We start from the raw sequence: 24,209 nt of genomic DNA, 5'->3' as shown, positions 1-24,209 counted from the left end.
TCTTGTGTTTTTAGATTTTACTAACTGCCCGGTCAGTAATAATCTAAATTTACTTGAGGTATTCTTTTTGGTCAATTCCCTTTACTCTTTAAAGTATACAGGAAGCTCCATGTCATATTATCTCTTTTTCAATCCCTCCGAACCATATAGTGATTATATCAACAATATTATATTTCTACCATAGCGAGGTTTTTTCATTCTCATTCTAATTTTGTCTCAGTAGGGGATTTCGATCTACTACTGAGATGAGTTTCTCCAAAGATACTTCAAATCGTTGATCATCTTCCTCCGTCCGTTTTGCCGGACCTTTCAAATGATGCTTTTTCTTTGCATTTCTTGCCTTCTTCGCCAGATGACGTTCCATCAGCATCTGGTCGATATTTTCATTTGTATACCATTTACCGCTCTGATGAATACCGTAAGCACTTTTTCCCAGAATCATTGCAGCCACACCATAATCCTGTGTTACAACAATATCACCCTTCTGGCACAGACTGACCAGTTTAAAATCTACAGCATCGGCTCCGGCTCCCACTGTGATTACTTCACTGTAATCTGAGTATAAAACATGGTTTGTATCACATAAGAGAACAACCGGAATTTCATATTTCTTTGCTGTTTTTTCTACGATGGACACTACCGGACAGGCATCCGCATCTACTAATATCCTCATTTTTTCTTTCCTTTCGTCAGATCATAACTTTCCCCAATCATACGCTGGATATCTTTATTCGGAATAGAGCCATCCAGGATAATAGAATTCCAGTGTGTTTTGTTCATGTGATAAGCCGGGACAACAGATTCAAAAGCATTTCTCCAGAACTCTCTCCATTCCGGATCACATTTTACATTTATCCATACATAACCATCTTTATCATAAATAAGCGCAAATGTTTTCTTATTTCCCTTATGACGCATAACACACCAGTTATCATCATGAAAAGGATAATCTTCATATACATCTTGAAATGAATGGCAATATTGTATTGCCTCCTGCCTTGTCTGCATATCTTCTCCTCATTTTTATATTTTCTCTATGTTGATCTATTTATATATTGTACTCGCAGTCGTAAATTAAATCTACAGCATGTCCATAACAAAAAGACTGTCCGGTAATTGCGAACAGTCTTTTTGTTTATAAATTCAGAATTCTTCTGTGGTGATATTATATGTTATTGAATTATTATGACGGCATCCCTACATCTCCGTTCCCATTATTCAAAAACAGCATATACGTTGCAAGAATAGCTTCCGTCTTTCTGGGATCATCACTCAAAATTTCTTCTACGTCTTTACCATTTACAAAACATTCCTCATAAACATATTGGGCTAATCCTACCGCTTCCCGGAATAATTCTGCAATGACAGCCTTCATATTATTTCCGAATTCTTCTATATTTTCCGGATAATCAGGCTTAATTAAAACAGCGTCCACATCACTTTCGTTTCTGGGATCATCGCTTAATACTTTATACTGCTCATAAACAAACTGCTGTTCCTTCTCTGGAAGTTTTGTATATTCCCAAATCATACGAACGACATTTCCATCCAGTTCTTCTGGAATTGGCGGCAACTGAATATATTTTTCTTTTCTCATCTTCTCAACCTCCGATAATAAATCTTCCTACACCGTCTCTTGCTTCTGTTACAAGTGCCAGGATAAATGCTCCTGCAGCCAATACTCCTGCCAGCATGAATTCAGCAACTCCCAAAAGGATATAGTTCATGAACCGGGTGCGGTACCAGATAAAGGTACACACAAGCATTGCTCCAAGAAGCAGACCAGCAAGTCCCTTTGCCACGCAGTAGAGATTCACGACTGCGCTGACACATACTCCGTTAAAAGCAAGGAGCAGCCATACCGGAACGGTATTTTCTCTGTATCTTGTAAACGCTCTTTTGATATTTAAGTCCAAAGGTCTTATACATGCTATATTCCAAGATGAATGGTTTTTACGGCTATCCTTGTCAATCCAAGGTCCGCGGACTACTACGACGGCTCCGTTACCATGCTGAATATTCAGAGTCATCTCTCTTGCTTTTTACACTTGAGATTTATCACCTTTCGGCATTACTCATAGCCCATGGGCATTTCAGTTTAGGTAATCCCCGTTTAGCATCATTATGATAAGTTGTACTATTGTCGGTATGGGAGTTTTCGTCATTTTCCATTACTTATGGCTAGCTTGCATCGATTATCCCACGGATTGCAGACAGCAAAATACTAATCCGCCAATGCACCACCGTAACATCTTCCCTTCGGTGTGGAGATGGTTAGCTCCAGCCTCTGACTTTCCTTCAAGCAGTGTAGCCTTCATCCTCATATAGTACCTTTCGCCTCGACACTCAGTCGCAGCTTGGAAGCTTCGCTGACTTGTGCCTTTACAAACGTGCTGTTGTCCCCTTTATGTTTCCACTCGAGGTTAGTTGTTGGCGATAAGATTGTGTTTTTCACACTTGATAATTTTTCTTATTGCTTTCTCAGAGCAAAATCATAATGACCCACGCCGCTTGGGTGTCCACCCCAAGCGCCTTACGGGCGCACGGAGTCTACCATGGAGATAATTGAATCATCCTCTTTCATGTATCGGATGATTACCGGCACCTGAGTATATCCAAGCTTCTCGGCACAATACTTTCTTCGATGTCCGGAAACGATCTGATATACTCCTTCTCTCGTCGGCATCACGATCAACGGATTCATAATTCCATATCGCTCAATGCTTTCCATGAGCTGAGCCATAGCCTCATCTTCTTTGACCTTAAATGGATGATTTTTAAATGGCCTTAATCGCTCCAGTCCGATCTCTACGACTTTCTCACTCTCTGGATGAAACAGCTGCTTTTCTTCGCCCGGATTGCTGTTCGCATTCTTTTTGCAATTCATTAGAATTCCCTCCTTTTTTGGCTATTTAAATGCAAAGAAAAATGCCCATTCACGAGACCATTTACAGATCTGTGAATGAGCATTGTCATTCAATAACTTATATAGAGTTGTCATTCAATGAATTTTTGCTAAGAAAGTACTGATTTTAACAATACTTAACGCTAACCATACTGGCGAAAACAGCATCGTCGCCATAATTTCTTAGAAGAATTCATTTTCCTGTTTTGGAAATAGGTACTTTTTTGTTGGGAAATTTTCATTATCCGAATCCCTATTTCGTTTGTAATTCCGAGGGTAAAACGGAGTGATTTTTTACCGTTACAAAGACAAATCGGAATGATTTCGCAATTTCTGCTAATCATTCCGATGCCCACCGTCGACAAGAGGATTTGAACCTCCGACCCTTCGCTTAGGAGAGCTCTGTGGTTCTGTCAATCCCCGTCAAGAACTGATATGTTTAGCCTTTTATTATCAAGGACTTTTTTTATTTTCGAATCAAATTATGGTAATCTGAATACCCTTTCTGTCAAGACCAGATAAGACCTGAAAATTAGCAGATTCTTTGCAGCTGCTAACATCCGGGGAAAGCTCTGTTGTTACTGACAGATATCATCTTCCGGCTACCATCCCCTTACAAGCGGGAATGATAAACAATATTCAATTGACCAGATTTCTATTATTACTATACAACGTTGTTGTTGATTTGTCTATGGTGTTTTGACCACGACAGCCGATTTAAATACGAACATATCCAGTTGCCGGCCCGGCACCATTTTACCAAAATCTCCTTCATTTCATTAATATCTCCATCATTTTGTTGCTAAATGATGGAGATATTTTCTTTATTCACCCCAGGCTACTTTTACTGCTTTTTCAAAATACTTAGCAGAATCACACAAATCAATTACTTGTTTCCAATGACTTTCCAAAGTAGGAATCAGCTGCTGGTATATACGATTATTCTTTTTATGACCTGGTATTCTTATTCCATGGTAATCCTTTTTTCTGGAAATAATATCCTTCCATGGATTTTGGATTTTTTCTATCTCCTCCATAGGATCAAAAGCAGCAACAATCCATGTATCTGTACTGTCACATGGCACCGTAATAATAATATCATTTCTCTCGGTATCTGTTCCAAGCCATTGTAAAACACAATGTGTTATATGGCTGCGATATCCTTCCGGTGTGTTCTCATGATCTTTACACGGAATGTCTACTGGACATGAGCCATCTATTAACGTTTCACATCCTAATGGATGAACTTTCCCCTTATGCTCACATTCCACAGTTGCACACCGACAATGAACCTCTTTTTCTTTCCGAGCCACGTCCCCATCCATTTGAATTACAATCATATCAATCTTAGGAGAAATACCCTTCATAATCTTATCCAGATTCTGTCCTGTAGACTCACACCAGTTCCATACACCTTTCCACCCATTTCCGTACTCGCCTAGCATATTTTGTTCCGGCTGAATTCTCAGATAATCATTTTCTTCTCCGGTTATCTGATCGATCATGCATTTAAGTACAAGATAATCTGTCGGTCCTTCACCTACAATTCCTATCCTCTTTTTCATAACAGTTCCGGAACACCTCCCAGAAGTCCGTTAATCCAAAGTCTGGATAAGGATTGTCCTGTTTCTAAAAGTTCTTGAGAAATCTGGATTCTATTTAATTCAGCGTGCCCATACTTATTTTTATTAATGGCAAACAGTCGTATCCTATCATCCGCCAGATTCAGTCCATCCAGTACAAGGGGGTTATGTGTTGTCATGAAAACCGTCTTGTCGCTCTCAATTATCAGCTGACTGAATACTTCTGTGATTCTTTTTGCCAGTCTAGGATTTAAAGCATGATCAAAACTGTCAATCGCAAACATTCCCGGCACATCCGGATGCATAGCCAGTGTCAGCATAAACAGAACATACAAAGCACCTTCACTGGCATCATATCCGGTAAATACTGCTTTATCCTTTAAAAAACGATCCTGAAATTCGATGACCTGTCGTGTACTCGGAACTCCCGGATTCAGATTCGACTTTTTGGGCCTTGCGATATGAATATCCGATGCCCACTCGATTAATTCAAGAACATCATCCATACTCATTGCTCCAAACATTATCTCATCATCTACAGCCGAGAATAAATCCTCCATTGCATCAGCAAGTCTGCCGCCATTCAGTCCGATTGGCGTAACCTGTGTAGGATCTGCCACATTTCCACGCAGAGTAAGAGTATCCGGCTGATAAATTCCGTACCCAGAGATATAGTTTCCCATATCTGTATATTCTTCTCCGTTCAGTTTTTCTGACAGAGCATAATATCCTACCTTATTATTTAATTGTACGCTTGATCGATTACTTCGGCCAAATACATTTTCTCCGTTTTTAGAAACACTTTCCGAATGATATTTCCAGGTATCATCATCTGCAGGTGTAGTAAGATGTACAGAATATTCATACTCGTTTTTATTTCTCTTCCAGCTCATGGCAAAATCAACCGTTGGCATACTTCGTTCAATAGAACGAAACTGCGACTTATATAATGATGAAGTACTAAGCCGAACCCCCTTCCGCTGAAGACTATTATTATTCACACGGTCTGTCATGGCTGCACTCAGCACACCAATAGCTTCCAGAACAGAAGATTTTCCTGAACCATTGGCGCCAATAAAAACATTGATATTCCCAGGGCAGAAAGACACATCATAAAGTGATTTGAAATTTTTAATTTTGATTTCTTTTATATTCATTGAATCCTCCTCTTATCCCAAGTTTCTATAATATCTAATCTGATTTAATTATAATAATGTTTGAAAAATATGTCTATATCTAAACTCTAAAAAACCTTTATTTTACAGCAATTAATTTATTTTAGATTTTATGTTTTTCTCTTTTTTTTGATACCTAAACAAATATTAGATATTATTCTTATTACATTATTTCCCTATTTAAAACAGAATAAACAAATACTTTCATTACTTCATTGTCTTCGCCAATGATGCAAGTAATGCTGCCATTTCCGGATTGGAAAGAACCTTTGCAAGCAGTTCTGCATCCACGCCTTCCGGAACCGCTACCGTGTTTTGTGCTGTATTCGGATGCATCTGCGGATCCAGATCTTTTTTCTCATAAAATGCTTCTTCAAACAGCTCTGCATTTTTCTTCCGGTCATCATCCAGGATGTGGGAATATACATCCGTAACCATGCTGACCTGGGCATGTCCGGAATCTCCCTGGACAGCCTTAATATCTCCACCATTCAGTTTCAGCTTATAGGTAACACTGCTGTGTCTAAGACTGTGGAAAACAACCGGTGGGAGATCATAGTCCTTAATCAACTGATTTAATGGCTTCCGGATCGCACCATCCCCCAAAGGAAGACCAAACGTACTTGCCATGACCAGGTTATAGTCCATGTATTCATCTCCAAGAACTTCCTTTGTCTCATTCTGTTTTTCTTTCCATTCGATCAGCATCTTTGCGACAGACTTTGGAAGGAAAACCTTTCGGACACTGCTGTCTGTCTTCGGTGTTTTCAAAACACGGACTGTTTTATTGGTCTTGCTTTTTTCCGGAAATATCAGCAGCACATCTTTTGCATCCAGCTCTTTTAAAGCGGATTTGCTCACTCGCTGGGATTCCTTATTAATAAACAGATATGCCCGGTTTTCCTCAATTGCTTCCTCCGAGATGTCCACACAATCCCAGGTAAGCCCCAGAAGCTCACTGATCCGGAGAGAGCAGGAGAAGGAAAGATTCATTGCCAGCTTTAGCCGATCATCCTCACATACTTCCAGTGCGTACATCAGAGTTTCTACAGTCCAAATCTCACGTTTCTTTGTTTTATGTTTTGGTACGGTCGCATAGATACAAGGATTCTTCTCCATCAGTTCCCATTTGACAGCCTGTTTAAAACAGCTTCGGAGGAGTTTATGGATATCTCTGATGGTACTGGTAGATACATATTCATTCTTTCTTTTCCCAATTATAGGATTGACCACAGCCGGAGCTTTCAACAATCTCTGATAATATTTTTCAATAAAACGGGTATTGATCTCCGACAGTTTTTCATCCCCGATGATCGGAAGGATATAATTATTTATGAGAGAAACATTTCCATCATACGTAGATAATGCCCAGTTGTCCTTCCCATACAGGGCAACATATTCTGCCAGAAGATCCTTCATGGTTTTACACTGCGGGATTATCATGGATCCCATTTCTTCTTTATATTCAATTTCTTTCTTGCGTTTCTTTGCCTCTGCCTTTGTAGCATAAGTTTCCCATTTCTGCTTCCGTTTCCCGTCTGCATCAGTATAGGAATAGATTACATTAAATTTTCCATTTCGTTCTCTGATCGATGCCATAATTTAACAACCCCCTTCTATATTTCTCTTTTCCAGCCACGCTTCAAATTCTTTTCGTTTGATCCGAACATGGTTCCTTATTTTTACAACCGGAAAATATCCTTTTGTGTACCAGACATTTATCATGGACCGGCTGACCTTTGCCATAAAGGCTGCTTCATCTATAGTAAGATACTGCAGATTGCCATTCCTTCCTCGTTCCCCGGTCTGTGCCAGTTTCTTTCTCCGATAATTCGCCAGTGCCACATTTTCTTCCATTGCCAGTTCTTCATAATCGTTCGCCGGATCCAGATGACATTCATCCTGCCCTTCCAGAAACTTCTGAAAGCTTTCCTTCGTGATTCTTTTTCGATCAGCGATCGTGACGAACTCAAAGAAATGCTGATACTTTTGACTATTCAGGATGCCATATACCTGATTTCTGGTGATTCCCAGCTGTCTGGCCATTTCCGGCATAGTGAGAGTAGCGGCCTCCATTTCGGCATCCCTCTTTTTATCATCCTTCGTGCGGTATCTGGACTGTCCGTCATACCATTTCTGAAATGCAGCTTTTGGTACACGTTTCCAGTAATCCACAATCACGACTTCGATATTATTCCGCTTGATCAGGTCATAAACGACACCATCCGTAACTTCCAGCATTTCTGCAAGTTCCGGAACAGAATAAGACCATTCTTTCAATTCCTTTCCCGGTTCTTCTCCGTTGACTTTATGATATTTAATCTGATTCGCATACCACTTTTCAAAACTCTCAATATTGACCCGCATCTTTCCGGCAATCTCTTTGGTCTCAAAAAAGTTTTTATGTACCAGCCAATACCGATCCGTCTTTTTAAGCCCCAGGAGCTCGCCCATCTCAGAAACACTCATCCATTTCTTTTTCGCAGAAGACAGCCTTTTGTATGGGCTGTTTGCTTCCACTTCCTTTATCAGTTCTTCGTATTTCTCGGTATTCATTTTTCCCTTCTCATCCATGAAGTTTTCCTCCTTCTTCCCATACCATACCGCACTTTTTCAAAAAAATTTAGGGTGCTGAATGCCAGTGGCATTCGTTTAGCACCGACCGAAGCGGAGCGGAGAGTCGATTTTTCATCCGGATAGGAGATTAGTTGGAAGATTCCGGCAGCTTATCCAGCCAGTCATCAAAGCTCTTTTTGGAAATACGGTACTTTCCGCCATCCAGCTGGATCCACCGGAACTCATTTTTCTTCAGAAGGTTATATATTGTCGGTCTGCTGACTCCAAGAATTTCCTGTAACTCTTTTACTGTATAACATCTTTTCTCTGACATATGTCATTACCTCACATTTCATTATTTTGGAGGCGACATGCCAAATACTCCCGCAAGTGACGGGGCATTTGGCTCTCGCGGCAGTCGCCAAATGGGCATGCAAGCATGTCCGCTTGGCCCGTTGCTCGCGGATATAAATGTCCCTCTATATATCCAAAGTTTCAGAGGGGCTTATACAACATGTTTCAGTTAAAAAAAGTCAAGATGAGAAAAATGGGCAAAAGAAAACCTCCGTATGAATCGAATCATACGAAGGTAACATGTTCTCATTATGTTGTATTTATTCCATGATATTGTCATTTTAAGAAACAGATAAACTGGAGGTTATCTCTTACAAACAGTGTTCATCAATACAATCACAACTACACAGTAAATTCCTGTTGTCCTCTTGTCCTATTTGTGCTATATCATATATATCTTTTCATTCATCCATGAAAACTTAGTTTACAATCATTATCTTCTTTACATAAGAAATTATGTAATAATATTTAAAACTCCTAAAACTGCACCTACTAAAGCCCCAAGATTTACAATTGTATCCAATTCTTTTTTCATCACAGTCAGCACCAGTTTCTCCAGACTATCTACATTCATAGCATTGATTTTATCTTCGATAATTTCTGCAATATTCAAATTACCGATCAGCTTTCCGATGACAGAATCAATTGCTTTGTGATAAAAATCTGCTACTATTTTTCGAACGGCTCCTTCCGAAATATTCATATGGTTACAGAGATCTATGACAGATTGTTCTCCTAACGTATCAATTTTAGTTTCCAGTTCTTCCTTTATAAAATCTGGTCCTTTTTCATTAATATACTTTACTATTTCTCCTCCAACAGGCTGTATCAGGGAATTAAGCATTTCATCATTCAGAAACATTTCCAACATGGAGCCCTTTGTTTTGGCTTTAACAGCTTTTCCGGCTTCCTGAACAATAAGATTATCCAGATTCATATGTTGAACAGAATCAAGGATCTGGCTGGACAGTTCAGAAATCAATCTGTTTTTTATCTCTTCATAATTCAACTCGGACGAACATACTTTTGAAACACAGGTATGAAGATCAACAGATAATCCCTGAACAATCTGATCCACAACAGCATTTTCTGTTTCCAAAGAAATCATTTTCTGTTTAATATCATCTTCCGTTAGAAGATCGTCCGCCACAATAATTCCGATTGCTCTGGCAAGCCTTGGCTTTCCTTTAGGAATTGCCCCCGGAGTAAAAGGAAGTTTTCGTCCAAAGATTCTGACTTCCTGTTTAGGATAAAACAGCATTTTGACAGCGATATAATTAGTACAGTATCCAATCAATGCCCCTATAATGGGTCCTGCCAGTTTTTCTAACATTTTTCTTTTTCCTCCATAACACTCATATAAGCCGGACGGATAATCTTATCTGTGCAGATCAGTTCTTCCATACGATGCGCACTCCACCCGACTACCCTCGCTACTGCAAAAATCGCAGTATATAATTCACGTGGAATGCCTAGCATGTCATATACAAATCCGCTGTAAAAGTCCACATTCGGGCTCACTCGTTTTATAGTATTTCTGTTTTCTGCAATCAGTTTAGGTGCAATCACTTCAACATTCTCATAGAGCTGGAGATCGCTCTCCCGGCCTTTCTCTCTTGCCAGCGCTTCCACATATTTTTTAAATACTCTTTCTCTTGGATCCGACAATGTATACACCGCATGTCCCATTCCGTAAATCAACCCTTTTTTGTCAAATACCTGTTTGTCAATTATCTTCATAAGATATGCTGATATTTCTTCTTTATCAGAAAAATCCTTTACATTTTCCCGTATATTATCCATCATCTCCACAACTTTTATGTTTGCGCCGCCATGCTTCGGTCCCTTCAAAGATGACATAGCGGCAGCAATTGTTGAATATGTATCTGAACCGGAAGAGGTCACCACTCTGGTTGTAAAAGTAGAATTATTTCCGCCGCCATGTTCCATATGAAGAATCAATGAAGTATCCAGAACTTTCGCTTCAACCGGTGTGTATTTCTGATCATGCCTGAGCATCATTAGAAGATTCTCAGCTGTAGACAGTTTCGGATCCGGATTATGGATATACATACTCTGGTTTTTTTCGTAATGATTATAGGCATGATATGCATATACAGCAAGGAGTGGAAATTCACTAATCAGTTGGATGCACTGCCGCAACGAATTACTGACGCTGATGTCTTTTGCCTTTTTATCATAAGCAGCCAGTGTCAGAATACTTCTTGTCATTGAATTCATAATATCCTCAGATGGTGCCTTCATAATAACATCTCTGGTAAAGTTCGTTGGAAGCGTTCTGCATGTGCCAATCACTTCCCGGAACTTTTTTTCTTCATCTTCTGAAGGCAATTCCCCCATCAACAGAAGATAAGCGATCTTTTCAAAACCAAGCTGTTCTTCTCCAAGATTGCCAATCAATTTTTCTACCTTATATCCACGATACCACAATTCCCCGTCACAAGGTACTTTTTCTCCATCTTTCACACATGATGATACAATACGGGAAATCTTAGTCAAACCGGTAAGCACACCTTTTCCATTTTCATCCCGCAGCCCCCGGTTAACACCAAACTCTTCATACAATCTAGGATCAATATGATCATTTTTCCGGCAGATAGCTTCATTCTGCACAGCATAATCATTCATCCGCTTCATCAGCTCTCCCATACGAATCGACCTCTCCCATCCCTTTTATTTCGCTGCACATCAGGTTATCCAGTTGTTTCATCATTTTTAATAACATGATCAAATTATCTTTTCCGAATTTGTTGATCACTTTTCCATAACATTCTCTCAGAATCATTTCCTGACCCTTAAACAGTTTCTGTCCCGTTTCTGTAACAGTCACATATGTTCCTTCACTTCCGCTTCCTTCATAAGACCACAGTACCAGTCCACGATCTTTCAGCTTTTCTACCATTTTTGATGTCTGCCGTATTGTCAGCTGCATCTTTTCTGATAAATCCTTTAAATACGTTCTCCCATTATTATTCGGAGAATTTTCTCTCTCAGATTCTATAGTATACAAAGCAATATACTCCTGAAGAGTCATTTTACGAAACAGTTCCTGTATTTTTCCTTTGTTCATCAGATACCGACGATAGGTTAATTCATTTGTAAACTTTCTGATTTCATTTGCATTCAATATTTCTCTCTGCTCTGGCATCTTCAACCGCTCCTCTCTTTTTATTTACATCAATACATGTTATTTTCTTATTTAATCCCCAATTTCTGCCTGAATTTTAATGGCAAAATCAACCGCATTTTCCAGATCTTCTTCATCCGGATGGGTATTTCCCAGTCGAAACATCTGCTGCATCTCTTTTTCTTTACTTGGCATCTGGCTGATCATAATTTTCCTTCTATCTGACTCCACATTCCCCTGACAGAGAAACATTCCCAGATACTCTCCCTCATCCGGGTACCAGACTTCAAGATTTTTTTCAAGCTTTTCTTTATATTGTTCTGTCGGCACATAACCGCAGGTAACGAACACTGCATATTTTCCGCCTGTAATCTGCTCAAATACATCTGAGATATCCATGCTGCAGGAATAACCATGAATTCCAAACCCGATCAGATAGACATCCGCCGCAGGTATATCCTGCTCTGTATCAATATCTACAATTGTTTTATCCTCTGTATTTAAAGCACCATAGATCTTTTCTGCTATTAAACGTGTATTGCCACTTTTTGACTGATATATAACTGCATATTTCATAATGGACCTCATTTCACATAAAAACAGAAGCGAACAAAAAGAGGAGATGTACCAGCCATCTCCCCATTTTGTTGCTCGCCAATGATTTGATTTTACCTGTTCTCTTTAATACATTTCCGGCTGTGGCTGCGGCGCAGGTGTATTTTCCTTAATGTCCGCTACCGCAGCTTCTGTAGTAAGAAGTGTAGCTGCCACACTTACCGCATTCATTAATGCATTCTTTGTTACCTTCACCGGATCAATAATACCCTGTTTCATCATATCCACAAAGGTTTCTGAGGCTGCATCAAATCCCATGCCAGGCTCACTCTTCTTTACCTTGTCTACGATAACCGGGCCTTCCAGACCTGCATTTTCCACAATCGTATACAGTGGTGCTTCCAGTGCCTTTGCTACGATTCTGGCTCCGGTCTTCTCATCACCCTCCAGGGCTGCTAACAGTTCCTCTACCTTTTTCTGTGCATGGATATATGCAGATCCGCCACCGCAGATAATGCCTTCCGATACGGCTGCTTTTGTTGCGTTCATGGCATCTTCCATGCGGTATTTAGCTTCTTTCATTTCTGTTTCTGTTGCCGCGCCGACACGGATCACTGCAACGCCTCCGCCCATCTTCGCGATACGGTCCATGAGTTTATCTTTATCAAAATCGGATGTTGTTTCAGCCATCTGTCTCTTCAGGCTGGCGATGCGTGCATCAATGTCTTCCTTGTTCCCGGCACCGTCTACGATCGTGGTATTTTCCTTTGTAACCTTTACAGATTTTGCACGGCCAAGCATATCCATCGTGGTATCTTTAAGTTCAAGGCCAAGATCTTCCATGATCACCTGACCGCCGGTAAGTGTTGCGATATCTTCAAGCATTGCCTTTCTGCTGTCACCATATCCCGGTGCCTTTACAGCAACGACCTTCAGGGTACCTCTCAGTCTGTTGACAATCAATGTGGTAAGTGCCTCTCCCTCCACATCTTCTGCAATGATGAGGAGTTCTTTCCTCTCTCTCATCACATTTTCCAAAATGGGAAGGATGTCCTGGATATTTGAAATCTTCTTATCAGTCATGAGGATATAAGGATCCTCCATGTTGGCGATCATTTTTTCTTTATCATCACACATGTATCCGGAAAGATATCCATTATCGAACTGCATACCTTCGACTACGTCGATCTCCGTCTTCATGGTCTTTGATTCTTCAATCGTAATAACGCCGTTCTCTCCGACTTTTTCCATTGCATCGGCAATCATCTCACCGACTTCTTCATTACCGGAAGAGATTGCAGCTACTTTTGCAATATGATCCTTCCCAGTAACAGGATGGCTCATTTCTTCAATTGCCTGTACAGCCACATCTGCTGCCTTCTTCATTCCTTTTCTTAAAACAATGGCATTTGCCCCTGCTGCGATATTTTTCATTCCTTCTTTTACAAGTGCCTGTGCCAGAACTGTAGCTGTTGTTGTTCCATCTCCTGCAATGTCGTTTGTCTTGGTAGCCACCTCTTTTACAAGCTGTGCGCCCATATTTTCAAAACGATCTTCCAGTTCGATCTCTTTTGCAATGGTCACACCATCGTTTGTAATTAATGGTGCACCGTAAGATTTATCCAGTACAACATTTCTTCCTTTTGGCCCCAATGTTACCTTTACTGTATCTGCCAGTCTGTCTACACCGGCCTCCATCTTTTTTCGAACATCAATATCAAAACTAATCTCTTTTGCCATGATAATTTCCTTCTTTCAACACTTTCTATTTCTCTACAATTGCCAGAATATCGTCCTGACTTACAATTTTATATTCTTCGTCGCCAATTTTTACTTCTGTTCCGCCATATTCGGAAAGAATGACTTTATCTCCTTCTTTTACCTGCATGGGAACTTTCTGTCCGTCTTTACATTTTCCCGGACCAACTGCGATTACTACAGCTTCCTGCGATTTTTCTTTTGCGCTGTCTGGCAGAATGATTCCTGATTCTGTCTTTTCTTCAACATCCTGATACTGAAGAACTACTTTGTCACCCAATGGTTTTAATTTCATATGAATAACCTGCCTTTCTTTTGTTAGCACTCTTGCTTGTTGAGTGCCATCGTGTTTCGCAAAAAATATGTTTCTCGCGAAACATATTTTATTTTTAAATTATTTATTTTTAAAGTATTATATCATCTGTATTTCTCTTGTCAATAGGTTTCCAAAATAATTTAAAAAAGATGCGAAGCACCTTAACCATTACTTTGCATCTTTTGATCATCTAAATTAATTCATTTATATTTTTCCTGATTTTTTCCGATACTTCCCGAAAAACCTTCAATTCTTCTTCCGACACACCTTTTAAAATCATCCCGTTCATTGCTTCCCTTCTCTTCGTCATTTCTGTTACCAGATCCTTCGCATAATCAGATATTTCATAATGAATATATCTTCTATCATTCTTATCCGGTATCGCAATAAGATAATTTCTCCTGCAGAGACTGTCAACTGCCTGCGAAATATGTCCACGGTTCATCATCAACTGATGGTGGATATCCGTAGAGGTATTATGTGTTCCGCATTTTGACAGGAAGTATAATATCTCCAGTTCTGCTCTTTTCATATCATATTTTTCTCGTAATTCAACGCTCTGTTCCTCTAACAGCTTTTTAAACTGTCCTCCCTGCAATATGATATCAATTTGTGTATCCATTTAGTTCAGCTTCTTTCAATGTTTTTTTCATTCTATCACAAGTTTAATAATTCGTCACCATTTAATTTTAAACGACTTTTTTGTTTCCTCTTAATTAATGATTAACATCTGGAATCTATTCCGCTGAATCTAATATCAGTAATTATTTTATTTCGCAAAGTTCACAAAATCTTCACACAATTATTAGCACTCTCTATTGACGAGTGCTAATTCATATGTTATATTACGCATAGAACAAAGAAAGAGAATATGATTTTTCTTCCTGATATTCATAAATCAACACTTCGGGTTTCTCCGATAGTGCAAACTTTAGTTTATGTCATGAAAGGAGATATGACTTATGTTAATGCCTAGTATTTTTGGAGAAAATTTATTTGATGATTTTATGGATGATTTTGCTTTTCCGGACATCGATAAAAAATTGTATGGAAAACATGCTCCCCATATCATGAAGACTGATGTGAAGGAAAAAGACAACGCTTACGAAGTGGCAATTGATCTTCCTGGATTTAAGAAAGACGAGATTCAGATCCAGCTTGAAAACGGTTATGTAACTGTAAGTGCAGCAAAAGGTCTGGATAAAGATGAAAAAGATAAGGAAGGAAAATATATCCGCCGCGAGCGTTATACCGGAAATGTAAGCAGAAGCTTTTATGTAGGAAATAATGTTCAGAGAGAAGACATCCATCCGAAATTTGAAAATGGTATTCTTTCCTTTACTGTTCCAAAAGAGCAGAAGGCAGTAGAAAACAACTCACATTATATTTCCATCGAAGGTTAATCTCAAACGGGCAGGGAATAAAACCCCTGCCTGTTTTAAAAGCCAAATGCAATCGGAAAAGAGGTTTTTGATATGAGTAAAACGACATCAAGAGTATTATGGATTTTAGCCGGAATCTTTCTGATTATAACCGGGATCGGATGTTTGAGGAATCCCGGAAAAATTCTTTATGGTCTTCCCATTATCTTTGGAGTTGCCATGATGTTTTCCGGCATTATAGATATTGTGATATTTGCAGCCGGTCATGATTATATGGCAGGATCTGGCTGGTTTCTTGCTGACGGCATTCTAACCGTACTGATGTCTTTATTCATTTTGGGAAATGGATGGTTTACAGCAATGACTATTTCCTTTATTTTAGGAATGTGGCTGATTTTTTCAGGTATCACCAAACTGGTTAATTCCTTTGACCTTCAAAAACTGGGAGTAAAGGGCTGGGGCTGGTTTACAGTACTTGGAATCCTTCTGACTGTGATTGGTTTTCTGTCATTCACACATCCATTTGCAAGTATTGCAGCTATGGCCTGGGTAATCGGATTTTTCCTGATCCTACAGGGTATTGTATCTGTCATGCGTGGATGCTTTTCCAATCGCTTCTGGATATAAAATATAACAAAAAATAACATTGCCAAGGAGGAAAAAAGGCACCTCTTCATATAGATTCGGCTGCATACAAAATTGTGTGCAGCCTTTTTTAACGAATGCCTAATTCCAAAAACAATTTGAATATTCTTGTGCGATGAAATCGCACTTCCGGAAATCTGGAAATCAGATGTCTGGGAAGTGGAAATCATCTTATGCGAGTTTACTCGCGTAATGTTTTATTGCTAACTTCCCATGTTTTTCCTACTCAAACCAAAACGCGCCATCAATCACATGCTTTCTGCCAACTGTTCCTGTGTAATATTCTTTTCTTTTCGAAGCTCTTTAAGAAAACTTCCAACTTTTGTGCAATTAAGATTGCGATTTCTTTGAAATACTTTTTCATATCCATATCGAGACCGTTTCAAGTTTTGTGTAAACGTTTAAAACTGATATAAGATTTGTGAATAGTTACAAATGGGCAGAGCCGATTTTCCGGATTCTGCCCATATCTGCATTATACAGGAGTTTTTGGGCATGTCAATAAAACCTGCCCAAAACAAGCTGGTTTTACAGGTTGCGTCCAATCAGACGCTCTTCAAAATAGATTTCAAGCTGGGAGTGGATTTGCCCCCAGTCCTGCCTGTGCCCGGTCCATTTTTTCGTGATATCCAGGGTTGCCAGATACAGCATTTTCAAAAGGCTGTCATCTGACGGAAAAACGGTCTTGCTTTTGGTCACTTTCCGGAGCTGACGATTGAATCCTTCAATGGCATTTGTGGTGTAAATTAGACGTCTTACTGCCTCCGGATATTTAAAATATGTGGACAGGGTCGCCCAGTTATCATGCCAGGATTTATAGATTTTCGGGTACTTGGAATCCCATTTATCTTTGAACAATTCTAACTCATTTAAAGCTGTTTCTTCCGTTGGAGCCGCATATACAAGCTTCAGATCAGCCATCAGCTTTTTGATGTCTTTGTAGGAAACAAACTTCGTTGAATTACGGATTTGATGAATAATGCACTGCTGGATTTCTGTTTTTGGATAAACAGCTTCAATTGCCTGTGGAAATCCGTTTAGTCCATCCACACATGCTATCAGGATATCTTCAACTCCGCGGTTCTTTAGTCCATTCATGATGGAGAGCCAGAACTTGGCGCTTTCGTTTTCTCCAACATACATGCCAAGGACGTCCTTTTTTCCATTCATGTCGATACCAAGGGCTATGTAGACTGCGCGTTTTACAATACGTCCTTCGCTGCGGACATGATAGTGGATGGCATCCATAAATACAACGGCATACACTTCATCCAGAGGGCGTTCCTGCCATTCCTTTACAATCGGCAGGATTTTGTCTGTGATTCTGCTGATTGTGCTGTCAGAAATATCAATATCATACATTTCACGCATGTGAGATTCAATGTCTCCGGTGGTCATTCCTTTGGCATACATGGAAAGTATTTTTTCTTCCATGTCCTGAGTTACAGTAACAGAACAGCTAAAGGCAGAAAATCAGCTTGAATGGGTCGGGAAAATGAATAATATTCGTAGCAGAGCAGTAGAGATTATAGATGTAGAATTGATTTGTGTTTATGAGGACAAAGCGGCAGATATAATGTTAAAAGTAGTTGCGTGCGCACGCATATTGCGTTATGATACTGGTGGTTAGGAGGAATATATCTATGAAACTATTAAAATGGCTTTCCGTAACAGACCGATTTTACAAAATCTATTTGGACAAGCAACTTGTCCCCTATGGAATCAACAACAGTCAATATATGTTCTTAATCAAAATCTGTCGTTCGCCCGGTATTCTACAAGATTCTTTGTTGAATATGTTCTATGTTCATCCAAGCAATATTGTACGGACGGTTGCGACATTGGAAAAGCAGGGAATGATTACACGTTCTCCCAATGATAAGGATAAGCGGACATGTAAATTGTATCCTACAGAAAGAGCATTGTCTATTATTGACGAGATACAGATGATATGCGAAAAGACAGAAGCTCTTTTATTGCAGGGTATGAGCGAATCCGAGCAGAACCTTTTTATGGATTTCTTAATACAGGCGGGCAGAAATATCACATCGGAACTCCATATAGAGAGAAAGGGGGAGGAGTTCAATGACTGAAAATCCTCTGGGCTATGAAAAAATTTCAAAGCTGTTGAAAAATTTTGCTGTTCCCAGTATTGTGGCATCTCTTATCGGCTCAATCTACAATATTGTGGATCAGATTTTTATTGGTCAAGGGGTCGGTTATTTGGGAAATGCAGCAACCAATGTTGCCTACCCGTTTTCTACCATCTGCCTTGCCATTGCACTACTGGTCGGAATTGGCAGTGCTTCCCGTGTTTCCCTCTGTCTTGGACGCAAAGAGCCGAAAGCTGCCGCCAAAGCAGCGGGAAATGGTATTGTTCTGATGGGAATTTTCGGAATTATTTATTTGCTGGTTGGAGAAACTTTTCTGTCTTTGCTCCTAAAGGCATTTGGGGCAACGACAGATGTATTTCCATATGCAAAGCAGTATGCCAGCATAACATTGATTGGAATGCCGTTTCTCATTGTAACGAATGGTATGAGCAATTTGATTCGAGCAGATGGAAAACCAAAGTATTCAATGGTCTGCATGGTTGTGGGAGCTATTATCAATACCATTCTTGACCCCATTTTTATCTTTGTTTGCGATTGGGGAATTGCCGGCGCAGCTTGGGCAACAGTTATTGGGCAAATTTTTTCCTTCATACTCGCACTCCGTTATCTATGGCGTTTCCAAACAATCCATTTTGAAAAAGAGTCGTTTTTATTGGACATCAAAGAAAGCATGAAAATTTGCAGCATGGGAATCAGCAGCAGCTCAAACCAGATTGCAGTTACCGTGATTCAAATCATTCAGTACAATTCGTTGACTTATTACGGCGCATTAACAAAATATGGAACAGATATTCCCTTAGCTGCTTGCGGAATCGTTATGAAAACAAATGCCATAATCCTTGCGATTGTTGTAGGAATCTCGCAGGGAACACAGCCGATTATCGGCTTCAACTATGGGGCAGGGCAATACCATCGTGTACGGGAGGCTTACCTGCTTGCGGTAAAATGGAACCTTGTTGTTTCCACAATTGCTTTCATCGCATTTCAATTTTTCCCGCAATCTATCATTTCGCTATTCGGAGATGGGGACGAGCTGTATTTTGAATTTGCTGTTTTGTTCATGCGTACCTATCTTTTCATGGTGTTGGTAAATGGTGTGCAGTTGCTTTCTTCCAGTTTTTTTACCGCAATAGGAAAATCGTTAAAAGGTGCTCTGTTGGCATTAACAAGGCAGACCTTTGTGTTGATTCCGCTTACCCTGCTGCTCCCGCTTCGTTTCGGAATTATGGGAGTATTGCTTGCGGGACCTGTTGCTGATTTTTCAGCGTTTATGCTATCTGTTGTACTGGTGGGTATAGAATTAAAAAAACAAAAAAATGACATGTAAACAACAGCCCTATGTGAAAACATTCTTTTTCCGCCGTTAAGTAATCAAGAAGCAAAAACTTAAAAACCGTTGCGATAAATTTTAAGTAGGATAATATTTAGAAGTAAGGATTGAGAAAAATATGGAAACTATAAAATGGGTTCTATGTCCTATCTGTGGAAATAAAACCCGAACGATAATGCAAGAAGATACCGAATTAAAGAACTTTCCACTCTACTGTCCGAAGTGTAAACAGCAACTGTTCTTTTGCTTTCTTTAAATCTGTCTGATGTTCCCGAATAGCATTCTTTATTTCGATCTTAGATGCATTTGCTGGAAGATCACTGAATTCTGTCAGCTGTAAAATTGCCCTTTCCAGACCATCTCTGATCAGTCCATCTGCCTGTATTCCACTAGTGTTACATACATATTGATAATCAATATTATTGTTCTCTACTTCAATCGTTTGATTTTGGTTGTCCTTATTTTTAACGAAATCATCCTTCTCTAATTCAGATCCGGCTCGCCAATCAGAAGTAGCTTCTTGATTATTCCGGGCGATTAGCCCATGCGCTGAAGCGCGTTCAGCGCATGGGTATCGCCGTTTAGCAAAGGCTGGTCGCAGTTCAGCCCAGGTCATCAAGCATGTGATAGATACTGCCGCATATTAACATCACCGGTTTCGATCCAAGTAGTGTTATGCGCGAAGCGCTCTACGATAGACTCGGCATAAGTCCCGCCTCGCAGCCGCTTGACCCAGTCCTCGCGCTTATAAAGCGTACAGAAAATCGTGGACGTACTGTCAAAGCGGCGTTCTGTCAATTCAAGGATGAACTCGACATCTGCTTTGGACAATTCCGGCATAAGCCATTCATCCAGAACAAGTACCTTGAAAGCTGCATACTTGTTCAGCACCTTGTTCTTTCCACCGGGAAGCACTGATTTCTCAGCGTATTCTTCCAGAAGATCAGGGAGGCGGATGTATCGGGTTTTATGTAGTTGTCTGCAGGCTTCTTTTGCCATTGCACACCCCAGGAAGGTTTTCCCAGAGCTAGGATATCCCTGGAACACAACGCTGCGGCTTTCGTCAACGAACCTGCAGCTAGCCAGATCAGCAATAATGCCCCTGTTGAGAGGTCGTTTGTCAATGTAAAGGATGTCGTGAATGTCTGACTTTGGGAGCCGGAGCTTTGCAGTCTTAATCAACCGGTGTACCTTATCGTTATACTTTCTTTGATAAACACCGTCTGTAAGGAGCTGAAAACGGTCATCAAAGGGAAGAGCCAGCGTCTGTGGATCCTGTTGTTGTATTTCGAGTTCATCAATGAACTCTCCGACATTCATGAGGCGGAGTTTTCTTCTGGTCTCATCATTTAGCATCAGAATCCCCTCCCTTCCGGTAATAATCACTGCCACGGAGATATCCCATGGAGGAGTCATCAGCAGAATAATCGGAAGCGGCTTCTAGCTGTTCTTTATAACTGATGTCTTGATTCGCTGTTAGGATTGCTTTAAGGTGATGGTAACGGGGCACTTTAATCCCTCTGCTGATAGCAAGATCACAGGCGGTTTCCAGACGGGCATCTGTATACGTTCTGCTGAGGCGGAGTATGGCAAGGCAGGGATTATAGCCCTGTTCTTTTATTCCGACGTTGCTAAAGATACGGTCGATGACCTGTCTGGTCGATTTCCCGACTGAACTTGCCCAGTTTTTAATCCTCTCGTCATCCCACTGAACGATGTTGCGAAATGCAGGCGGCATGTCTTCCGGATGCGTGGAATACTTGTTCTTCATGTAATCCGGAAAGCGGTTGTGTGTCGTCAGACGTTCCCCCTTGTGATAGAGTTCCACAAAGCGGTCCGTTACTTTGAGATCGACCTTCTTCTTCGCGTACTGGTACGGGCATGAATACCTGTTTTTCTTGTACACTACATGGAAATCGAGGTTGACGGCACGATCATAGACCCACTCTGCAATCTCATAAGGAACATCAGGAAGCGGCCTCAGGAAATCCCGTTCTTCCTGCAGAACCTCATAACGACTCCCTTCACGTTTCTGAAATGCCTCGTGGTTGAACTTATGTAGCTTGTCAGAAACAGCCTTCTTGAGTTCTGTGAAGGAGTAATACACGTCGTTACGGCACCGGGCGATGATAGACGTTGCAATCTTCCCGACAGTGCCTTCTACAGATGGTTTCTGCTTCGGCTTTCTTACACCGGCAGGCATGATTGCGGTCATGTAATGCGATCCAAGAGCCGCGTAATCATCTGTCAGAATGATCTCGCCTTCCTTTGGATGAGACACGACACCAGTTTTGAGGTTATCGCATACTGTCCGTATCGGGGCGCCACCAAAGTACTCATACATGTGGATATGGCACCGGATAAAGGTGTCCATCTTCATGTCCAGACACGGCTCTACGTACGAATACTGACTATACGGGAGTGTTCCGACGAATAGATAGACAGTGATCAGTTCACCGGTGCTCATGTCCACGTAGTGCATGGTTGGTCCGGACCAATCGACCTCTGCTCGTTCACCGGGCTTGTGCTCGAGGTGGTTAGTGAGACGATTGGCGACAGTGAATTCGGCGTATCCCTCGTTAAACTTAGTCTTGCCCATGGGGATCTCCCCATTCCGTTCACAGCGGTCGACATACTCCTCATGGAGAAGCTTGAGGGTCACGCCTACTTTTTTCAGTTCCTGATGCACATGCTCGTAGTCAGGATCTCCGTACATGGTCTCGTTCGCAAACTTCTCCGGATAGAAGATGTGATAGACCTCCGAATCGTCGAGGGCGCGGATATCATCGTAATGGATACCTTTCTCATCAGCGATGTTGAAAACCTCACTGACAGAGTGCCTTGAGATGTGTCTTGTGGATGCGATCGCACTTCGAGACAATCCTGCATCCCGAAGCTCCATGATGACTGCCAAGGTTCAGAACGATTATCTCATATCGGATGGAATCAATAAATACTCAGTTCCATTTGATTTAATCGGTGAACATGTGGACATTCGCTGTACCGGAACAACTGTGGAAGTATTTTTTCACGGAAGCCGTGTTGCTTCTCATGTAAGAAGAAGCGAGGCACAGAGGGATCCTATTTCTATCAAAGAACACATGCCGCCAGAGCACCAGAAATATCTTACTTATAATCCGGAGGAGTTTAAAAACTGGGCGGAATGTATTGGTGAATTCACATCAAAGGTCGTCAATTACTTTCTTTATTCCGGCAAAGAACCGGAACAGGGTTATAAATACTGCGTCAGCCTGATGAAAATGACAGACCGCTACGGACAAATCCGTATTGAAAGAGCCTGTGAGAGACTTTTATCCTTTACCTCACAGCCTTCTTTAAGAAGTATTGCCACCATTCTGAAAAATGGACAGGATAAACTTCCGTTGGAAAAGACAGTAGAAGAACGTCCTGTTTCCGAAAAGCGCAGCAAGGGAATTACCAGAGGCGCATCTGCCTACAGAAATGGAGGTGATGCCTCATGCTAGATAATTCTACGATTGAAACATTAAAAGCCATGCATTGCAGTGCAATGGCATCGGAACTGGAAAACCAGTTAAATGATTCCAAGACATATGGAACACTTGCCTTTGAAGAACGAATTGCGCTCATGGTGGATGCCGAATGGAACAGACGCCAACAGAATAAACTTCAAAAACTGATTAAACTGGCAACCTTTTCCCAACCGACAGCATGTATTGAAAATATCGAGTATCTGCCTGACCGAAAACTGGATAAAGCGCAGCTGCTACGGTTTGCCACCTGTCAGTATATCAGCGAGAATCACCATATCATTCTAAAAGGTGCCAGCGGTTCCGGTAAGACATATCTTGCCTGTGCACTTGGTAATGCTGCTTGCAGGAAATATAAAACGGTACGATATATCAGAATGCCAGAACTGTTGGATGAACTTAATCTTGCAAAAGCAGATGGTTCTTTCCGTAAAACAATTAAAGCTTATCAAAAGGTAGACCTTCTAATTATTGATGAGTGGCTGATTCGCAAGCTTACACCACAGGAAACATACAACCTGTTAGAAATCGTGGAATCCCGTGTGAACAGCTCAAAAGGGTCCATGATCTTCTGTACACAGTATAACAATGAGGAATGGTATGGTCGCATTGATCCGGAATTCGATGAAGGAAGTCCGATATCGGAAGCCATCATGGATCGCATTACGAACAACGCTTATGACATCCTCATTGAAGGAAAAACATCTATGAGAAAGCGTCATGGTTTACAGGCTTCTCAGAAAGGAGCTAACCATGATTGATAATAATCCTGAATTATTCACGGTTGTGCCGTGAAAGTGGCTGAAAGCCACGTTGTTACTGTATTTTAACTGAATATTGCTTTTCACCTATCAAGTGAATGAAAAAAGAGCATCCACT

The 24,209-nt window shown here is 40.7% G+C and carries 27 protein-coding genes and 2 pseudogenes; 8 read left to right on the top strand and 21 right to left on the bottom strand.

The window, feature by feature from the left end; translation table 11 throughout:
• Positions 1 to 205: 205 nt before the first annotated feature.
• From ACTNBR_RS14370 to ACTNBR_RS14290, 17 genes are all read right to left on the bottom strand, one after another.
• Complete coding sequence (locus ACTNBR_RS14370; RefSeq protein WP_427808781.1) at positions 206 to 673, bottom strand: YaiI/YqxD family protein; 468 nt, start codon at positions 671 to 673, stop codon at positions 206 to 208.
• Positions 670 to 1,008: an MmcQ/YjbR family DNA-binding protein gene (locus ACTNBR_RS14365; protein ID WP_427808780.1), complete on the bottom strand. Its 339-nt coding sequence runs from the start codon at positions 1,006 to 1,008 to the stop codon at positions 670 to 672. The genes ACTNBR_RS14370 and ACTNBR_RS14365 overlap by 4 nt, the downstream gene beginning before the upstream one ends.
• 175 nt (positions 1,009 to 1,183) lie before the next feature.
• Entirely contained in the window at positions 1,184 to 1,597 is a 414-nt protein-coding gene (locus tag ACTNBR_RS14360) for a hypothetical protein (RefSeq protein WP_441018841.1), read from the bottom strand.
• 4 nt (positions 1,598 to 1,601) lie between these two features.
• Positions 1,602 to 2,030, bottom strand: coding sequence for a hypothetical protein (locus tag ACTNBR_RS14355; RefSeq protein WP_441030326.1), 429 nt, complete (start codon positions 2,028 to 2,030; stop codon positions 1,602 to 1,604).
• 503 nt (positions 2,031 to 2,533) lie between these two features.
• Complete coding sequence (locus tag ACTNBR_RS14350; RefSeq protein ID WP_427808695.1) at positions 2,534 to 2,887, bottom strand: ParB N-terminal domain-containing protein; 354 nt, start codon at positions 2,885 to 2,887, stop codon at positions 2,534 to 2,536.
• 842 nt (positions 2,888 to 3,729) lie between these two features.
• Positions 3,730 to 4,470 (bottom strand): hypothetical protein, encoded by a 741-nt coding sequence (locus tag ACTNBR_RS14345; RefSeq protein WP_427808694.1) that lies wholly within the window; start codon positions 4,468 to 4,470, stop codon positions 3,730 to 3,732.
• Positions 4,467 to 5,645: an AAA family ATPase gene (locus tag ACTNBR_RS14340; protein WP_427808693.1), complete on the bottom strand. Its 1,179-nt coding sequence runs from the start codon at positions 5,643 to 5,645 to the stop codon at positions 4,467 to 4,469. Before ACTNBR_RS14340 ends, ACTNBR_RS14345 begins: the two co-directional genes overlap by 4 nt.
• A 225-nt stretch (positions 5,646 to 5,870) precedes the next feature.
• Positions 5,871 to 7,262, bottom strand: a complete 1,392-nt coding sequence (locus ACTNBR_RS14335) for a tyrosine-type recombinase/integrase (RefSeq protein WP_441018845.1) — start codon at positions 7,260 to 7,262, stop codon at positions 5,871 to 5,873.
• A 3-nt stretch (positions 7,263 to 7,265) separates the two neighbouring features.
• Positions 7,266 to 8,237 (bottom strand): helix-turn-helix domain-containing protein, encoded by a 972-nt coding sequence (locus ACTNBR_RS14330; protein WP_441018847.1) that lies wholly within the window; start codon positions 8,235 to 8,237, stop codon positions 7,266 to 7,268.
• Between the two features lie 130 nt (positions 8,238 to 8,367).
• Positions 8,368 to 8,553, bottom strand: coding sequence for a helix-turn-helix domain-containing protein (locus ACTNBR_RS14325; RefSeq protein WP_075671598.1), 186 nt, complete (start codon positions 8,551 to 8,553; stop codon positions 8,368 to 8,370).
• A gap of 474 nt (positions 8,554 to 9,027) precedes the next feature.
• Positions 9,028 to 9,906, bottom strand: a complete 879-nt coding sequence (locus ACTNBR_RS14320; protein ID WP_441018849.1) for a DUF445 domain-containing protein — start codon at positions 9,904 to 9,906, stop codon at positions 9,028 to 9,030.
• Entirely contained in the window at positions 9,900 to 11,231 is a 1,332-nt protein-coding gene (locus ACTNBR_RS14315; protein ID WP_416888015.1) for a citrate/2-methylcitrate synthase, read from the bottom strand. The genes ACTNBR_RS14320 and ACTNBR_RS14315 overlap by 7 nt, the downstream gene beginning before the upstream one ends.
• Positions 11,215 to 11,742 (bottom strand): MarR family winged helix-turn-helix transcriptional regulator, encoded by a 528-nt coding sequence (locus ACTNBR_RS14310; protein WP_154433061.1) that lies wholly within the window; start codon positions 11,740 to 11,742, stop codon positions 11,215 to 11,217. Before ACTNBR_RS14310 ends, ACTNBR_RS14315 begins: the two co-directional genes overlap by 17 nt.
• Positions 11,743 to 11,793: 51 nt before the next feature.
• Positions 11,794 to 12,297, bottom strand: a complete 504-nt coding sequence (locus tag ACTNBR_RS14305; protein ID WP_262655205.1) for a flavodoxin family protein — start codon at positions 12,295 to 12,297, stop codon at positions 11,794 to 11,796.
• 105 nt (positions 12,298 to 12,402) lie between these two features.
• Positions 12,403 to 14,016: a chaperonin GroEL gene (groL, locus tag ACTNBR_RS14300; RefSeq protein ID WP_283231171.1), complete on the bottom strand. Its 1,614-nt coding sequence runs from the start codon at positions 14,014 to 14,016 to the stop codon at positions 12,403 to 12,405.
• 25 nt (positions 14,017 to 14,041) lie between these two features.
• Positions 14,042 to 14,329, bottom strand: coding sequence for a co-chaperone GroES (locus ACTNBR_RS14295; protein ID WP_347379337.1), 288 nt, complete (start codon positions 14,327 to 14,329; stop codon positions 14,042 to 14,044).
• Between the two features lie 211 nt (positions 14,330 to 14,540).
• Positions 14,541 to 14,972, bottom strand: coding sequence for a MarR family winged helix-turn-helix transcriptional regulator (locus ACTNBR_RS14290; protein ID WP_154433057.1), 432 nt, complete (start codon positions 14,970 to 14,972; stop codon positions 14,541 to 14,543).
• Positions 14,973 to 15,312: 340 nt separating this feature from the next.
• Between ACTNBR_RS14290 and ACTNBR_RS14285 the strand changes: the two genes are divergently transcribed.
• Together ACTNBR_RS14285 and ACTNBR_RS14280 are read left to right on the top strand one after the other, a co-directional pair.
• Positions 15,313 to 15,753 carry an Hsp20/alpha crystallin family protein gene (locus ACTNBR_RS14285; RefSeq protein ID WP_262655201.1) on the top strand — a complete coding sequence of 147 codons (441 nt, stop codon included), beginning with the start codon at positions 15,313 to 15,315 and terminating at the stop codon, positions 15,751 to 15,753.
• Positions 15,754 to 15,825: 72 nt separating this feature from the next.
• Complete coding sequence (locus tag ACTNBR_RS14280) at positions 15,826 to 16,359, top strand: HdeD family acid-resistance protein (RefSeq protein ID WP_347379336.1); 534 nt, start codon at positions 15,826 to 15,828, stop codon at positions 16,357 to 16,359.
• Positions 16,360 to 16,905: 546 nt separating this feature from the next.
• On the opposite strand, the pseudogene ACTNBR_RS14275 reads toward ACTNBR_RS14280, so the two are convergent.
• Positions 16,906 to 17,826: pseudogene (locus tag ACTNBR_RS14275) on the bottom strand (IS256 family transposase); the annotation flags it as partial.
• Between ACTNBR_RS14275 and ACTNBR_RS14270 the strand changes: the two are divergent.
• The 4 genes and pseudogenes from ACTNBR_RS14270 to ACTNBR_RS14255 form a co-directional block, all read left to right on the top strand.
• Positions 17,825 to 18,007 (top strand): annotated as a pseudogene (locus tag ACTNBR_RS14270) (TnpV protein); the annotation flags it as partial. The pseudogenes ACTNBR_RS14275 and ACTNBR_RS14270 overlap by 2 nt on opposite strands.
• 13 nt (positions 18,008 to 18,020) lie before the next feature.
• A complete protein-coding gene (locus tag ACTNBR_RS14265) occupies positions 18,021 to 18,470 on the top strand; it encodes a MarR family winged helix-turn-helix transcriptional regulator (protein WP_347379335.1) in 450 nt (149 codons plus the stop codon).
• Positions 18,463 to 19,818, top strand: coding sequence for an MATE family efflux transporter (locus ACTNBR_RS14260; RefSeq protein ID WP_118084629.1), 1,356 nt, complete (start codon positions 18,463 to 18,465; stop codon positions 19,816 to 19,818). The genes ACTNBR_RS14265 and ACTNBR_RS14260 overlap by 8 nt, the downstream gene beginning before the upstream one ends.
• 121 nt (positions 19,819 to 19,939) lie before the next feature.
• Positions 19,940 to 20,077, top strand: a complete 138-nt coding sequence (locus ACTNBR_RS14255; RefSeq protein ID WP_347379334.1) for a cysteine-rich KTR domain-containing protein — start codon at positions 19,940 to 19,942, stop codon at positions 20,075 to 20,077.
• On the opposite strand, the gene ACTNBR_RS14250 is transcribed toward ACTNBR_RS14255, so the two are convergent.
• The 3 genes from ACTNBR_RS14250 to istA are packed head-to-tail and all read right to left on the bottom strand — an operon-like array spanning position 20,015 to position 22,723.
• A complete protein-coding gene (locus tag ACTNBR_RS14250; RefSeq protein ID WP_347379344.1) occupies positions 20,015 to 20,440 on the bottom strand; it encodes a hypothetical protein in 426 nt (141 codons plus the stop codon). The genes ACTNBR_RS14255 and ACTNBR_RS14250 overlap by 63 nt on opposite strands.
• Positions 20,437 to 21,177 carry an ATP-binding protein gene (locus ACTNBR_RS14245; protein ID WP_441018851.1) on the bottom strand — a complete coding sequence of 247 codons (741 nt, stop codon included), beginning with the start codon at positions 21,175 to 21,177 and terminating at the stop codon, positions 20,437 to 20,439. The genes ACTNBR_RS14250 and ACTNBR_RS14245 overlap by 4 nt, the downstream gene beginning before the upstream one ends.
• Complete coding sequence (gene istA / locus ACTNBR_RS14240) at positions 21,167 to 22,723, bottom strand: IS21 family transposase (RefSeq protein WP_441018853.1); 1,557 nt, start codon at positions 22,721 to 22,723, stop codon at positions 21,167 to 21,169. The genes ACTNBR_RS14245 and istA overlap by 11 nt, the downstream gene beginning before the upstream one ends.
• Between istA and ACTNBR_RS14235 the strand changes: the two genes are divergently transcribed.
• The gene (locus ACTNBR_RS14235; protein WP_441042720.1) at positions 22,668 to 23,306 is read left to right on the top strand and encodes a Mu transposase domain-containing protein; all 639 of its coding nucleotides are present in this window, start codon (positions 22,668 to 22,670) and stop codon (positions 23,304 to 23,306) included. The two genes, istA and ACTNBR_RS14235, sit on opposite strands and share 56 nt — an antisense overlap.
• Entirely contained in the window at positions 23,300 to 24,091 is a 792-nt protein-coding gene (locus tag ACTNBR_RS14230) for an ATP-binding protein (protein ID WP_441018857.1), read from the top strand. The genes ACTNBR_RS14235 and ACTNBR_RS14230 overlap by 7 nt, the downstream gene beginning before the upstream one ends.
• Positions 24,092 to 24,209: the final 118 nt, after the last annotated feature.

This window comes from Bariatricus sp. HCP28S3_F11, from assembly GCF_052065395.1.
Taxonomy (GTDB): Bacteria; Bacillota; Clostridia; order Lachnospirales; family Lachnospiraceae; genus Allocoprococcus.
Note: the sequence above shows the minus strand (reverse complement) of the source record. Positions and strands in the feature narration are given on the sequence as shown.